General features: G+C 38.8%; 12 protein-coding genes. 1 reads left to right on the forward strand and 11 read right to left on the reverse strand.

From position 1 onward, the window contains the following. Positions 1–16: 16 nt before the first annotated feature. The 3 genes from ABN236_RS05145 to ABN236_RS05155 are packed head-to-tail and all read right to left on the reverse strand — an operon-like array spanning position 17 to position 4,054. Positions 17–1,804, reverse strand: a complete 1,788-nt coding sequence (locus tag ABN236_RS05145) for a SmdB family multidrug efflux ABC transporter permease/ATP-binding protein (protein WP_349473521.1) — start codon at positions 1,802–1,804, stop codon at positions 17–19. Then, a complete protein-coding gene (locus tag ABN236_RS05150; RefSeq protein WP_349473522.1) occupies positions 1,791–3,536 on the reverse strand; it encodes a SmdA family multidrug ABC transporter permease/ATP-binding protein in 1,746 nt (581 codons plus the stop codon). The genes ABN236_RS05145 and ABN236_RS05150 overlap by 14 nt, the downstream gene beginning before the upstream one ends. Before the next feature lie 56 nt (positions 3,537–3,592). Next, positions 3,593–4,054, reverse strand: coding sequence for an Lrp/AsnC family transcriptional regulator (locus tag ABN236_RS05155; protein ID WP_036911686.1), 462 nt, complete (start codon positions 4,052–4,054; stop codon positions 3,593–3,595). A 158-nt stretch (positions 4,055–4,212) separates the two neighbouring features. Here ABN236_RS05155 and queC point away from each other — a divergent pair, with 158 nt between their 5' ends. Next, positions 4,213–4,911, forward strand: coding sequence for a 7-cyano-7-deazaguanine synthase QueC (queC, locus tag ABN236_RS05160; protein ID WP_088493675.1), 699 nt, complete (start codon positions 4,213–4,215; stop codon positions 4,909–4,911). 149 nt (positions 4,912–5,060) lie between these two features. Here the strand turns inward: queC and ABN236_RS05165 are convergent, their stop codons facing one another. The 8 genes from ABN236_RS05165 to tig form a co-directional block, all read right to left on the reverse strand. Next, positions 5,061–5,465, reverse strand: a complete 405-nt coding sequence (locus ABN236_RS05165) for an acyl-CoA thioesterase (RefSeq protein ID WP_088493676.1) — start codon at positions 5,463–5,465, stop codon at positions 5,061–5,063. A 248-nt stretch (positions 5,466–5,713) separates the two neighbouring features. Then, positions 5,714–6,085 carry a ComEA family DNA-binding protein gene (locus ABN236_RS05170; RefSeq protein WP_227718948.1) on the reverse strand — a complete coding sequence of 124 codons (372 nt, stop codon included), beginning with the start codon at positions 6,083–6,085 and terminating at the stop codon, positions 5,714–5,716. Between the two features lie 291 nt (positions 6,086–6,376). Continuing rightward, complete coding sequence (gene ppiD / locus ABN236_RS05175; RefSeq protein WP_088493677.1) at positions 6,377–8,254, reverse strand: peptidylprolyl isomerase; 1,878 nt, start codon at positions 8,252–8,254, stop codon at positions 6,377–6,379. Positions 8,255–8,730: 476 nt separating this feature from the next. Then, entirely contained in the window at positions 8,731–9,006 is a 276-nt protein-coding gene (gene hupB / locus ABN236_RS05180; protein WP_036911695.1) for a nucleoid-associated protein HU-beta, read from the reverse strand. A gap of 214 nt (positions 9,007–9,220) precedes the next feature. After that, positions 9,221–11,581 carry an endopeptidase La gene (gene lon, locus ABN236_RS05185; protein ID WP_075671981.1) on the reverse strand — a complete coding sequence of 787 codons (2,361 nt, stop codon included), beginning with the start codon at positions 11,579–11,581 and terminating at the stop codon, positions 9,221–9,223. A gap of 259 nt (positions 11,582–11,840) precedes the next feature. After that, entirely contained in the window at positions 11,841–13,112 is a 1,272-nt protein-coding gene (gene clpX, locus ABN236_RS05190; RefSeq protein WP_194951868.1) for an ATP-dependent protease ATP-binding subunit ClpX, read from the reverse strand. 142 nt (positions 13,113–13,254) lie between these two features. Beyond that, positions 13,255–13,878: an ATP-dependent Clp endopeptidase proteolytic subunit ClpP gene (clpP, locus tag ABN236_RS05195; protein WP_100159251.1), complete on the reverse strand. Its 624-nt coding sequence runs from the start codon at positions 13,876–13,878 to the stop codon at positions 13,255–13,257. A gap of 257 nt (positions 13,879–14,135) precedes the next feature. Then, positions 14,136–15,440: a trigger factor gene (gene tig, locus ABN236_RS05200; RefSeq protein ID WP_023580863.1), complete on the reverse strand. Its 1,305-nt coding sequence runs from the start codon at positions 15,438–15,440 to the stop codon at positions 14,136–14,138. Positions 15,441–15,484 lie beyond the last annotated feature (44 nt).

Consider the following 15,484-nt stretch of genomic DNA (forward strand, 5'->3'; position numbering starts at 1 on the left):
TTTTTATTTAAGGTTATTATTCTACTTCAATAGGCTCTTGTTCTTGTAAAGACTCTCTGACTTGCTGTAATTGATACATATTATAGTATCTGCCTTTTTGTAAGAGTAGCTTAGCATGATCACCCTGCTCGACAATTGCACCACGATGAAGCACTACAATTTCATTGGCTTCAATAATAGTGGAAAGTCGGTGAGCAATAACAATCAGTGTCGTTTTTTCCCTAACCACTTTTAACGCCTTCTGTATGGCTTGCTCTGTTCCTGAGTCAATATTTGCTGTTGCCTCATCCAGAATAAGAATACGAGGAGGTATTAATAGTACACGCGCCAATGCAAGTAACTGCTTTTGCCCAGCAGATAAGCGACTACCTTGCTCACCAAGTTCTGTTTGTAGCCCTTCAGGTAATGCTTTAGCCCACTGATCAAGTTGTACTGTTTCTAGTATCTGCCATAAATGAGACTCATCACATTCACGCCCTAATGTAATATTGTCATGCAGTGAACCTGACAGTAAAACAGGATCTTGCTGCACCATCGCAATACCACTGCGTAATGCGGCGTGAGAGTATGCTTCTAACGGTTGATTATCTAAAGAGATACTCCCTTTTTGCCAAGGGTAATTTCCCATTAATAAACTGGCTAAAGTACTCTTACCGCTTCCTGTGTGCCCAACAAATGCGATAAAATGACGAGCAGGAATAGTTAAATTGATATCTTTTAATACCCATTGCTCATCACGATACGCAAACCACAGAGAGTTAACGTCAATATGACCTTGGGTGATGATATGTGATGATGAACCGTAGTGCTGCAAAGGAGCATCCATTAGTTCAAAAACACGCTCACCAGAGACAACTGCCTGTTGTAAAATCGATTGTTGCGATGTCAGGGTGATCAAGGGTTCATTTAATCGACCCAAATAACTAATAAATGCATAAATAACCCCAACACCAATAACAGCACTGCCTTGATACCCAAACAGCATTAATAAACCACATAGAACCAACGCAGAGAGCATACTTAGTAAAGGACGTAATAACAGACCATCAAGTTTTAACGCTTTCATACGTGCTTGGTAATGTTGCCAGCTGTCATCTGACATTCTTTCACCAAATCGAGCTTGTTGCCTAAATTGCTGAATAACTGACATACCATTGATGACCTCGTGGAAGCCATCATTTATATTGGCAAGGAAATGGCGCACATTACGAACTATTGGCGTACTAAGTCGCTGATAAAGCATCATCACACCGATAACGGCAGGGAAGATTGTCATCGCGATTAATGCCATTTGCCATTCTAATATGAACATGGCTATCAGCATTACAACCACTAAAGCAATCGCTCGGAATAATGTCGGTAACACGTTCACAAACAAGTCTTTAATCGTCTCGGTATCATTTGTTACACGAGAAATTAACTGCCCCACAGGTTGATTATCGAAAGCACTTAACGGCTGTTTTAGTGCCGCACTCATCACATCCGTGCGCAATTGTTGCACAACCCCAACGGCAGCATGATTAAACACAATAGCTTGATAATAGTGAAGTGTGGCGGCTATCACCTGTAAAAGAATAAAAGCTAACGCCAAACCTAATGATGACATTAATTCCACATTATTTGTGGCGACTTTTGTATCAATAAAATAACCAACAATTAATGGGCCACCCACTTCTGCAACGGCGGCTACCCACAACATAATGACTCCCCATGTCATGGGTTTGCGATAGGTTTTGCCATAAGTCAAAAGACGCTTTAATGCAGGTAATAGCGCTTTAACGGATTTATTTTTATTCATCGTCATCCAGCGCGGCCTCTAATTGCTGATAATGGTACATATCTTGATACCAACCCGGTATTGAAATTAATTGCTGATGTGTACCTTGCTCTATAATCTCACCTTGTTTTAAAACTAAGATATTCGTAGCACCAACTAATGCAGATAAGCGGTGAGCGCTAATAATTAACGTTCTATCTTTTCGCCATTGCGACAAGTTTTGCAAAATTTGATATTCAGTTTGTCCATCAACAGCGGATAGAGCATCATCTAATAATAAAATTTCAGCATCCAATAATAGCGCTCGAGCGATAGAAATACGCTGTTTTTGCCCACCAGATAACATTACACCCTTTTCACCTACCTGCGTTTGATACCCTTCAGGTAAGCGTAAAATATCCTCATGAATATTTGCCAGTTTCGCAACAGACTCTATTTCTTCTTTTGTCGCATCAGGACGACCTAAGGCAATGTTTCCCGCAATGGTATCTGAAAATAGGAATGGTGTTTGATTAACAACTGCCAAGCGTGCTCGCCATTCATCAAGTTTCAATTGATAAATAGGTATGGATTGAAAACGAATTTCACCTTCAGTCACATCGTAAAGTCGTTGAATAACGGTAAGTAATGTACTTTTTCCACTCCCAGTCATTCCACAAATACCCAACATTTCACCGGGTGATAATGTGAAATGAACATTTTTCAGTGATTCTGTTGTTTGTTCGGGATATTGGAAACGTTTGATATCAACAGATAGCACACCTCGACCTTGCTTTGGTGATAATTCACCATCAATCATATCGAGTTTTTCATCCAATAAACTATTAATTCGGCTATAAGCAGCACTACCACGCTCAACAATATTGAACATCCATGCTAATGCCAGCATTGGCCAGATCATTTGCCCCAAATACATCACAAAACTGGTTAATTCACCCAATGTCATTTTGCCATTAATAACAAAATAGCTGCCACCCGCAACAGCGAGTAAATTAGCAAAACCAATAGCCATGAAAATAGTAGGATCGAATAGCGCATCAATTCGTGCAACACGCATATTTTGGCGTCCAGTTTCTTTTGCAACATCATCAAAACGAGAGGCGTGTTGTTGTTCTAGCCCGAATGATTTGATCATGCGAATACTACTCAAGCTTTCTTGTGCTTGATTATTGAGTGAAGAGAAAAGTGCCTGTGCGGTTTTAAAGCGACTGTGTAGTTTATCTCCATATCGCTTAATCAAAATAGCCATGATTGGCATAGGTAATAATGAAATTAGTGTTAGTTCCCAACTTAACTGAATACTCATCATGACAAGCACAGCAAGCCCCATCACCATAGAATCCACTAAGGTCAGTACACCTTCGCCCGCTGCGAAAACGACTTTATCAACATCATTGGTGGTACGTGCAATTAAATCACCAGTACGATAACGGTGATAAAATGAAGAGGATTGTTGGTTAAGTTGTTGGTAAATTTGCATCCGCAGTTTTACTGCGAGTTGATAAGATGCACCAAATAACCAAAGACGCCAAAAATAACGCAAAAGATAAACTGCGAGGGCAATTAATACCATCACACCAATCCAATTCATTACTTGGCTAAATGTCAGACTATGGTTATCGACACCATCCACAATGATCCCAACAATTTTCGGAGGGATCACCTGTAATACTGCGATAACCATCAATAAGAAAATGGCACCTACATAACGACGCCATTCACTGAGGAAATACCAACTGAGCTGTGAAAATAGAGCCACGCCTTAAATCCTAAGGTTATACAAAAAATAAAAGTGCCAGTTGGTAAAGATGAACCTTATTCAGGTATCGGCATTGCCGTTGTGTATTTAATTTTTTCCATTGCGAAGTTAGAAGTCACGTCAATAAGACCCGGTACGCCATTAACCATACGCTTATAAAATAGGTCATAACTTTTCATGTCTACTACTTCAACATGCATTAGATAATCACACTCACCCGCCATTCGATAGAATGTCAGTACTTCTGGCATTTGCTTAACAAATGAAACAAACTGTTCGTACCATTCGCTATTATGTTGCTGTGTTCTAATCATAACAATAACTGTTAGACCTAGCCCGATTTTTTCACTATCAAGCAGCGCAACACGCTTACGAATATACCCCTCATCCTCTAGTCTTTTCAATCGTTTCCAGCAAGGTGTTGAGGTTAGGTTAACAGCCTCAGCCAAAGTATTCAGTGAGAGGCTTGAATCTTCCTGTAACAGCGCTAATAGTTTACGGTCAATCTTATCTAACATAGATACTCCTTCAAAATATGCCCCTACAAAAAATAATGATAACCTGCCCCTTACTATAAGAGTAATCATCTAATGATAAATCGGTAATAAATTGCCATAATATATGTACTTTTATGCGTACTAATCCTTATAGAAATTCAATATTCAGGAGTATTCTGATGAAAAAAACGGTCGTTGTCTTTAGTGGTGGACAAGATTCGACAACCTGCCTTATTCAAGCGTTGGAAAAGTACGATGAAGTACATTGCATTACGTTTAATTATGGGCAACGCCATAAAGAAGAAATTGAGGTAGCACAAAAAGTTAGTCAATTACTGGGGGCAACTGCGCATAAAGTTTTAGATGTAAGTTTACTTAATGAACTCGCTATCAGTAGCCTAACTCGCGACAATATTCCTGTTCCTGATTTCAAAGAAAGTGAAGAAAGTGATATTCCAAGTACCTTCGTACCGGGTAGAAATATTCTTTTCCTCACTTTGGCAGCAATTTACGCTTATCAAATTGGGGCTGAGAGTGTCATCACTGGTGTTTGTGAGACTGATTTTTCTGGTTACCCTGATTGTCGTGATGAATTTGTAAAAGCACTGAATCATGCTGTCAGCTTAGGTATTGCACGTGATATTAAATTTATCACCCCATTAATGTGGCTAGATAAAGCTGAAACTTGGGCCCTTGCTGATTACTATAAAAAGTTAGATTTCGTTCGTCACGAAACCTTAACTTGCTATAACGGTATTCAAGGTGATGGCTGTGGTGAATGTGCAGCCTGTCATTTAAGACAACGCGGATTAAGCACTTACTTAGCTGATAAAACACCAATTATGCAGGCAATGAAACAGAAAGTAGGTCTTAAATAATCATCATTATTACTTTGCTTATTATCACTGCTACCCGTAGCTCTATTCGCTTATGCAGTGATAAGTCACAAAGCATTATCACTGCATTAAATCATCTTTAATTAGCCCAATAGCATTGAGCAAGAGAGTTCTAATACCCTCTTTGTGTATTAGGATGATTGACGTACATACTCAAGCTTCTCTCTTAACTGATCTGTTAATGTCAGTGCTTTTTTGGTGTTAATGTCTACAAGAACAAAAGTGATTAATGCATCAGAGATAAGTGCACCGTCTTTTTTTCTCACGATCTTCTGAGAAAGTACACCACTTTTAATCCCCACTTCAGCAACATTACAATCAATCAGTAGCTCATCGCCTAAACTTGCAGGTAAGCGATAATTAATATTGATATTAGCAACGACTAATGCCAAGCCATTGCGCTTAAACCAATCAAAATCTAAATGTTGTTCAATCCAATCCCATCGGGCTTGCTCTAAAAACTCAAGATAACGTGCATTATTCACATGTTCAAAAACATCTAAATGGAAGCCATAAACTTTAATTAATGTACTCATATCAATTTATTACCTCTTGATTATTCTAATAAACTTTTTATAAAGTTTTTTTGCGATACCATAAATATAGCCAAGAAAATAAATTTAGTAATTTCTGATATAGGTTTATTTCGTTTTCTTTCAGAACAGAAAATGCTAAGAAAACGTGTTTCTCTTATCAAAAAAAATCAAAGAGAAACACGGGGACTTTCAATCAATATTCACGTTTTTGCTATCACTTATACCTACATCGTATAAGAATGAACACCTTAATTAATAACGATAAAATCACGATTTTGATCAACCAACTTCATACCAATTCCAAAAACTTTTTCAAGTTCATCGATAGAGGTAAAACGTCCTAACTGCTCGCGATAATCAATAATGGCCTGCGCTTTTGCTTTTCCGATCCCTTTTAACCCCATTAATTCATCTACTGTTGCCGTATTTAAATTAACTTTACCTTCTGCATTGGCTTTATTTTCTTTAGCATCACGATCAACTGAGGTGTGAGTTTCGATAGAAACTGTTGGTGTTGAAGTCGGTGTTTCTTCTGCATAAGAGAGAGGAGAAAAACCTAATCCCAAAGCAAGACAAATAGAGGCCATAAAACCTGACAACATTCTTTTATCCATCTTCATAATCATAATTTCCTTTTATTCAATAATTTTAAATTCAATAGCAAACAGAGATTTCTGAATGCAGAAAAAGAATGCCAATATATTGATAAATCGACAATTGTATAAAAAGAAAACTACGAGAAAGCAGGAAAAATAAAAATGAACAGAAGAAGCATTACAAAAAATTGTCGGACTTGCTCTCAAATGTGAACTTTTCTAGAAATGGAGTTATTAGCTTAAATTATCAAAGACTGTTCGCCATAAAAAAACCCAGCTTTATGCTGGGTTTTTAATGTAATAACTCAAAATTGATTATTGATAATCTTTATCAAAAATTTCAATTTTAGCGTTATCTTTTAGGTCACGTAACATAAGTTGTAACGCTTCTTCGCCCATCTGAGCACGATAGAGATTAGTCATAAACTCTAGTTGTTCAGCTGTTGGTTTGCCATCTGTTACGCTGTCTAATTGAATGAGGACGACTTTGGTACCAGGTACATTAGTCATACCATACTCTTTTTTACCTTCAGCAGGTTTTGGCATAGAGAAAATAGCGGTTTGTACTACATCTGTTGCAGATGAGTGAACAATGCTTTCTTCACTACCAAACGAAATATTAGCCGCTTTCAGTGCTTCTTCGCCTTTGCCTTCTTTCAATGCAGCTAAAAGTTTTTGAGCCTGAGCATTCATTGCTTGTGATGCTTTTTGCTGTTTAACTAGCATAACAACTTGATCACGCACTTTATCTAATGGTTGGCTTGCTGAAGGCTTATAACCTTCTACACGCACGATAAATGCGCTGTCATTACCCAACGTCACCATGTCTGAATTCATGCCTGTTGGGCCATTTTCATCCACTAATGAACCACCAAAAATTAACTGGGTGAGTTTTTCATTATTTAATGGTGCAGGAACTGTGTTTTCATCAAACCAATCAGTATTAACAACAGTTACATTGCCCGCTTTAGCCGCAGGAGCTAATGTGTCGTTGTCGTTAGATGCAGCTTGACTCACTTTTTGTTGTAATGCGAAGAAATCGTCAATTGCTTTGTTTTCACGCATTTTTGCCAGTAAATCTGTTTTCACTTCATCAAACGGTTTTACAACAGATTGTTTAATATCATCAAGGCGGAAAATTGCGTAACCGTTGCTGATTTTAACAGGTGCAGAAATTTGGCCTTTTTCTGTCAAACTTGCATTAGCTAGCTCTGGTAATTCTTGACCGATAGTTATCCAACCTAAAGAACCATTTTGTTTTTTAGAGAAGCTATCAATAGATTTTTCTTTCACTAACGAAACAAAATCAGCGCCTTTTTTCAGCTCTTCTTCTGCTGCTTTAGCGGCTGCTTCATCAGCTAGAACTAAGATGCTGTATTGTTTTTGTCCTGCTGCTGTGAATTCATCAATATTACTATCGTAGTAAGCCTTCGCTTCTTCATCAGTAATGTTGATGTTATTAAAATCTTTTTGAGCATTTAATTGAATATAGCTAATTTTAAATTGCTCTGGCGCGATGAACATTTGGTTATTTTGCTCATAGAACGCTTTCACTTCTTCATCAGATGCCGTTTCTTTTTCAAGGAATGGCTGAATGTCCAATGATGCTAAACGTACATTACGGCTTTGTAGCATCAAGCCTGCAAATTCTTTAACTTCGCTATCTAAGGCAAAATCTGTACCTTGAATAGAAAATTTCAATTGCTGATTGATAAGGTTTTGACGAATACCTTCTGCAAAGGCATCAGCATCAATATTATTGCCTTTCAATAAATCGACATATTTTTTATTGTCAAATTTGCCATCAGTTTGAAAGTAAGGAAGTGCAAAAATAGCATCTCTAATTTGCTGATCACCGGCTGAAATACCCAGATTTTGTGCAAATTGATCAAGTAATGCTTGGTTGATCAGCATATCAAGCGCTTGTTGGCGAATAAGTTTCTGACCTTCTTCCGATGAAGCAAGAGCAGCAAAATTTTCACCCATATCTTGTTGTAATTGAGCACGACGTTGCTGATAAGTTTGCTCTAATTGAGAACGGCTAATTTTATATCCGTTAACTTCAGCAGCATCATTAACGCCTGAACTAAAGAGATATCCGCCCACACCAGTTAGGACGAAGGAGAGGATGATCACAGCTAATAATATCTTTATAAATGGATTATTAGCAGTGGAACGAATGTTGTCCATCATAACGAGACGAGGCTCCGTTTGGTGAAATAAAAATTATTTTTATGGGTGTTACACGACTATTTTGAGCACAGCGAAAAGATAATATGCCCATGCTGGCTTAATATCAAAATGTCGCGACACGCGACAATCATTAAAAACAGCCAGTCCCGTATTAATGCGCAGTCTTAACACGCACTTTCTATAACTAAGAAAAAACTAAACAGCATTATTTGATTCATTGATTACGATAACCATTTAACCCATCACTGAATCATTCATTGTTGTCTATTTCAGTTATAGAACAACGCGTCATTCTATCAAATGACTACTTCAGTTTCACGTCTTATCGCCAGAGAATACAAGGTTTAATCGTGATTTATAACCTAAAAAAAGAAAAGCGCATCTCAAAAAGATGCGCTTCATTTTTTAATTGAGTCGTTTTCTGTTTATCCATAACGTTAAGCTAATAACAAATTGGCAGAAAATAAGTTCAACTATTATTGATTAACTGCGTCTTTTAAGCCTTTACCAGCACGGAATGCAGGAACTTTCGCAGCTTCAATTTGAATTTCTTTACCTGTTTGTGGGTTACGGCCTGTACGAGCTGCACGATCACGTACAGTGAAAGTACCGAAACCTACTAATGCTACATCATCACCTTTTTGTAAAGATTCAGTGATAGAAGCAACCAGAGCATCTACAACACGACCAGCTGCCGCTTTTGAGATATCTGCATTTGCAGCAATTTTGTCGATCAGTTGAGTTTTATTCACGCTTTCATCCCCATAATTTTATGCGTTATTTTTCACCATTAATGGCAAATTTTGCAAACGTCGTTATATCAAGCCTTTTTAGATATAGCAAGACCGATAAAACAGCATTTTTAATTAAAATCCCAATTAAATTAGCGACACAAAAAAAGGCTGGCAAGCTTTTATTACTTATCCAGCCTTTTTTTTAGCTATAATTTATGACTAATATCACTCTTTAGTGTGATTTATCAGTCACAACTTCCATGCCAAACGGCGAATTTTGCAGGGCTAGCGATAAAACTTCCTCAATTGTTTTCACCGGGTGAATATCCAGGTCAGCAACAATATTTTCAGGAATTTCTTCTAAATCACGTTTATTTTCATCAGGGATAAGAACTGTCTTAATTCCACCACGATGTGCAGCAAGTAACTTTTCTTTCAGTCCGCCAATTGGCAATACTTGTCCGCGTAACGTAATTTCGCCCGTCATTGCAACATCCGAACGTACAGGGTTACCTGTTAGGCTTGATACCAATGCAGTACACATTGCGATACCTGCACTTGGACCATCTTTTGGTGTTGCGCCTTCAGGAACGTGTACGTGCATATCACGTTTTTCATAGAAATCGCCATTAATACCAAGTTTATCAGCACGAGCACGAACCACGGTCATTGCCGCTTGAATAGACTCTTGCATCACTTCACCTAAAGAGCCGGTGAATGTTAGCTTGCCTTTACCCGGTACACTTGCTGTTTCAATAGTCAGTAGATCACCACCAACTTCTGTCCATGCAAGTCCTGTAACCATACCCACTCGGTTTTCTGTATCAGCACGACCGTAGTCAACTTTACGAACACCTAAGTAGTCTTTGAGATTATCTTCGTTAATCTCAATATGTTTGATTGTGCTATCCATTAGCAGTTGTTTTACTGCTTTACGGCATAATTTAGAGATTTCACGTTCTAAACTACGTACACCCGCTTCACGCGTGTAATAACGAATAATGCCCATAATTGCGCTGTCATGGATTGTCAGCTCACTTGGTTTTAATGCATTACGTTCAATCTGTTTTGGTAGCAAATGTTGCTTAGCAATATTCAGTTTTTCATCTTCGGTATAGCCTGATAAACGAATAACTTCCATACGATCTAGCAACGGTGCTGGTATATTCATGGAGTTAGATGTCGCCACGAACATAACATCAGACAGATCGTAATCAACTTCCAGATAATGGTCGTTAAATGCGATGTTTTGCTCTGGATCTAACACCTCTAACAGTGCAGAAGCTGGATCGCCACGCATATCTGATGACATCTTATCAATTTCATCTAACAGGAAAAGTGGGTTTTTGACGCCAACTTTCGCCATTTTCTGAATTAATTTACCCGGCATAGAACCGATGTAAGTACGACGGTGACCGCGGATTTCAGCTTCATCACGCACACCACCTAACGCCATACGAACATATTTACGGCCTGTTGCTTTAGCAATAGATTGACCCAGTGAGGTTTTACCTACACCCGGAGGCCCTACCAAGCACAGGATTGGCCCTTTAATTTTGCTAACGCGAGATTGTACCGCGAGATATTCAAGGATACGTTCTTTAACACGCTCTAAACCATAATGGTCAGTATCAAGAACCTCTTGCGCTTTCACTAAGTCTTTTTTAACTTTGCTACGGCTATTCCAAGGAACTTGAACCATCCAATCAATATAACTACGTACAACCGTGGCTTCAGCTGACATTGGCGACATCATTTTTAATTTCTGAAGTTCCGCTTCTGTCTTCTCTTTTGCCTCTTTCGGCATTTTTGCAGCGTCGATTTTACGTTTCAGCGATTCCATTTCATCAGGTGCATCATCCATCTCACCTAATTCTTTTTGAATCGCTTTCATTTGTTCGTTGAGATAATACTCACGCTGACTCTTTTCCATCTGCTTTTTAACGCGGTTACGAATGCGTTTTTCAACTTGTAGCAGATCGATTTCTGATTCCATCATCGCCATTAAATATTCAAGGCGTTCTGTAACATCAGACATTTCAAGTACAGCTTGCTTATCTTTTAATTTCAGCGGCATATGAGAAGCAATGGTGTCTGCTAATTTCGCTGATTCTTCAATAGCATGTAATGAGGTTAATACCTCTGGCGGAATTTTTTTATTCAGCTTGATATAACCTTCAAACTGATTAATCGTTGTACGATTTAAGACTTCCTGTTCGCGCTCATCAACTGCTGGCGTTTCAAGGTATTCTGCTTTCGCCTGAAAGTATTCACCATTGTCAGATAACGTCGTAATTTTGGCACGACGAATACCTTCGACAAGTACTTTCACTGTTCCATCAGGTAGTTTTAGCATCTGTAAAACAGAGGCAACTGTACCAACAGAAAAAAGATCATTAACACCTGGTTCGTCAGTAGATGCATCTTTCTGCGCAACCAGCATAATTTGTTTGTTGTCGTTCATCGCAGCTTCTAAGCAATGAATGGATTTTTCACGACCAACAAACAACGGGATCACCATATGCGGATATACAACGACATCACGTAATGGCAATACAGGTATTTCAATACGTTCTGGACGCTCAGGATTCATAGAGCTCTCTCTTCGTTTTTAGCTTAACGCTTTTACAGGTAATTTTATTCGCATGTCACCAAATAAAATTAATTCCACGGATTGTCAAAATATATAAGGGCACTTTTCTGACATTCAATAGCATTACCCATTAAAAAAACAAAATGAGGGAAAATTCCCTCATTTTTATTGCGTTGGCACGCTTTATCTTAAATTTCTCTCTTATTTTGAGAGAAAACTAGATAATGTCAGACAAGAGACATTGCCAAATTACGATGCATTATTCACCTGAAGCCTGATTTTCTGGTTGGCTATAAATAACCAGAGGCTCAGATTTTCCATTAATAACGCCTTCATCAATGACCACTTTTTCTGCATTTTCAAATGAAGGAAGGTCATACATCGTATCAAGTAATGCTGCTTCAACAATTGAACGTAAACCACGAGCACCTGTTTTACGTACCATCGCTTTTTTCGCAATTGCAGTCAGCGCTTCCTTACGGAATTCTAAATCCACACCTTCTAATTTAAATAATGCCTGATATTGCTTAGTCAGTGCATTCTTAGGTTCTTGTAAGATTTGGATTAATGCTTCTTCGCTTAATTCGCCTAGCGTTGCAACAACAGGTAAACGACCAATAAATTCAGGGATAAGGCCAAATTTAATCAGATCTTCTGGCTCAACTTGGGCTAATAATTCACCTTCGCTAGCTTTCTCTTTCTGGCTTTTAACTTCTGCGCCAAAACCAATACCTGAATGTGTATTTAAACGCTGTGCAACAACTTTATCGAGCCCTGCAAATGCACCACCACAGATAAAGAGGATCTTAGAAGTATCTACTTGTAAAAACTCTTGTTGTGGGTGCTTACGTCCGCCTTGAGGAGGAACAGAAGCCACAGTACCTTCAACTAATTTCAATAATGCTTGCTGTACACCTTCACCAGACACGTCACGAGTGATTGATGGGTTTTCAGATTTACGAGTGATCTTGTCAATTTCATCAATATAAACAATACCACGTTGTGCTTTTTGCACATCGTAATCGCATTTTTGTAGCAGTTTTTGAATGATGTTTTCAACATCTTCACCCACATAACCCGCTTCTGTCAGCGTTGTGGCATCTGCCATAGTAAAAGGAACATCAAGGTAGCGTGCTAATGTCTCTGCTAATAACGTTTTACCGCTACCAGTAGGGCCAATCAGCAAAATATTACTTTTCCCTAGCTCAACACCATTGGCTTTATCGCCATTACGCAGACGTTTATAGTGGTTATAAACGGCAACAGCCAAAACTTTTTTAGCCAATTCCTGACCGATAACATAGTCATCAAGGTGCTTACGGATTTCATGTGGCGTTGGCAATTCACTGCGTTCATGATGAGGTGCCAGTTCTTTTATTTCCTCACGAATGATATCAACACAAAGATCGACACATTCATCACAGATATAAACCGACGGACCAGCAATCAATTTTTTTACTTCATGCTGGCTTTTACCGCAGAAAGAGCAATACAGAAGCTTCCCTGAGCTATCTTTGCGCTTATCTGTCATCAGTCAACCTCACTTAGTTATTCCTCTTATCATTTATAAGAAGAAGAAAGTCTTTTTACATAAATATTGATAGCCGCTTCCTTTGCGTCATTGACCAACAAAGGAAACGTATTAATTCAGTTGCTATTACAACGTGTAATGATTAGCTACGTTGAGTATAGACTTTATCCACTAATCCGTATTCTAACGCTTCGTTAGCGGATAAGAAACGATCACGCTCAGTGTCTCTTTCTATTTCTTCAATAGATTTACCTGTATGTTGAGCCATTAGCTCATTCATACGGGATTTTACTTTCAAAATTTCTTGAGCATGAATTTGAATATCTGTTGCTTGACCTTGGAAACCACCTAACGGTTGGTGGATCATCACACGAGAGTTAGGTAAGCAAATACGTTTACCTTTCGCACCAGCAGATAGTAAGAAAGCGCCCATTGAACACGCTTGCCCCATACAAATTGTACTCACATCTGCTTTGATATACTGCATGGTGTCATAGATAGACATACCCGCAGTAATTACGCCACCTGGTGAGTTGATATACAGGTTGATGTCTTTCTCTGGGTTTTCTGCTTCTAAAAATAGCATTTGAGCAACGATAAGATTAGCCATGTGATCTTCAACTTGGCCAGTCAGGAAAATGATACGTTCTTTTAATAAACGTGAGTAAATGTCGTAAGAACGCTCTCCTCGCGAAGTTTGCTCTATAACCATCGGCACCAGAGCCATATTAGGTGCGAATTGTTCCTGTGTGTCGTTAAATGACATGTCTGTCTCCTATTGCATTCTTATTGGTGCCAATGACAACAATTTTACTTGAGATAATTGATCATGACCATTTCTAATGATCTAATCTCTCACAAGACATTCAAGGCGCCTCGCGAGGAGTGATAAAGAGAATATAGAATTATCTGGAGATAATCGCTCAAATTTCAAGGCAAAATTTGATAAATATATACAAACTGAAAAAAACCCGTGGTAAAAACCACGGGTTTTTGCTTAAAACCGATATTCGCGGTTAAGAATTAACCCATTTGAACTTCGTTCATCAGTTCAGTGAAGTTAGTTTCTTTTTCAGTTACTTTAGCATTTGCTAAGATTTTTTCTACCGCTTGCTCTTCTAACGCAAGATTACGGATGTTGTTCATCAGTTGTTCGTTCTTGTTGTAGAACTCAACAACTTCTGATGGATCTTCGTAAGCTGAAGCCATTTCGTCGATCAGTGCATTCACACGGTCGTCTTCTGCTTTCAGTTCATTACTATTGATCACTTCACCTAACAGTAATCCAACGATTACACGACGTTTAGCTTGTTCTTCGAACAGTTCACGTGGTAATTGCAGAGCTTGTTTCTCGTCGCCACCAAAACGTTGAGCTGCTTGACGTTGCAGAACTTCGATTTCGCTGTCAACAGCGGCTGCTGGTACGTCAACTTCGTTTGCTTTAACTAAGCCATCAATAACTTGTGATTTAACACGAGTACGGATTGCATTTTTCAGTTCACGTTCCATGTTTTTACGTACTTCAGCACGTAAACCATCAACAGAACCATCAGCAATACCAAAACGCTTGATGAACTCTTCAGTTAATTCTGGCAGTTCACGCTCTTCAACTTTTTTCAGGTTGATAGCGAATTGTGCTTTTTTACCTTTCAGGTTTTCAGCGTGGTAATCTTCTGGGAAAGTCACATCGATTGTGAATTCTTCGCCAGCTTTATGACCGATAACGCCTTCTTCGAAACCTGGGATCATACGACCTTGACCCATTGCCAGTACGAAATCTTCAGCTTTTCCGCCTTCGAATTCTTCACCGTCAATAGAACCGTTGAAATCAACAGTTACGCGATCTTCTGCTGCAACTTCGCCGTCTTTGTCTTTCCACTCTGCTTGTTGCTTACGCAGTGTTTCTAACATGTTATCAACGTCTTCGTCTTTAACAGTAACAACAGGTTTTACAACTTCAATGCTTTCCAGATCTTTCAGTTCGATTTCTGGGAAAACTTCGAATTCTACAGAGTAAACAAAGTCTTCACCTTCTTTGTATTGCTCTGGTTTGTAGTCAGGCGCGCCAACTGGGTTTACTTTGTTTTCGATGATAGCGTTAATGAAATTACGCTGCATCAGGTCACCCAGAACATCATTCAGTACTGACATACCGTAACGCTGTTTAACCATTGACATTGGAACGTGACCTTTACGGAAACCATCAATGCGAACAGTTTTAGCAGCTTTTTTCAGTTCACTGTCTACAGCAGTTTGGATATCAGCGGCTGGTACGGTGATTGTGACACGACGCCCTAGGCCTTGAGTCGTTTCAACAGAAACTTGCATCTTGTTACCTCAAAATAAGTTTTAGTGCTCGGTCTACTTTAAAG

Source organism: Proteus sp. fly-1013 (genome assembly GCF_040140245.1).
In the GTDB taxonomy this organism is placed as follows: Bacteria; Pseudomonadota; Gammaproteobacteria; order Enterobacterales; family Enterobacteriaceae; genus Proteus; species Proteus mirabilis_B.